At 59.2% G+C, this 370-nt stretch carries 1 other RNA gene; it reads left to right on the top strand.

What is annotated here, in order from left to right:
- Positions 1 to 54: 54 nt before the first annotated feature.
- An RNA gene (gene rnpB, locus D4N35_RS17915) (RNase P RNA component class A) lies at positions 55 to 370 on the top strand; the annotation flags it as partial.

Raw genomic sequence — 370 nt, 5'->3', positions numbered from 1 at the left:
CTGGGTAGTCGCTGCTTTGTTGATGTCCTTCGGGAGACTGACGCTGAAGTCCTTTGGGAGACTGGCGTTGACGTCCTTCGGGAGACTGACAAAGGGGAGGAAAGTCCGGGCTCCATAGAGCAGGGTGCCAGGTAACGCCTGGGGGGCGCAAGCCCACGACAAGTGCAGCAGAGAGAAGACCGCCGATGGCCTCATTTCTTCGGAAGGGGCACAGGTAAGGGTGAAAGGGTGCGGTAAGAGCGCACCGGACGGCTAGCAATAGTCCGTTGCAGGGTAAACTCCACCCGGAGCAAGACCAAATAGGCCTCCACATTGCGTTGCTCGCGTAAGGAGGCGGGTAGGTTGCTTGAGCCAGTGAGCGATTGCTGGC

It is taken from the genome of Siminovitchia fortis (assembly GCF_003605365.2).
Classification (GTDB): domain Bacteria; phylum Bacillota; class Bacilli; order Bacillales; family Bacillaceae_C; genus Siminovitchia; species Siminovitchia fortis.
This window is presented reverse-complemented; position numbering and strand designations above follow the sequence as displayed.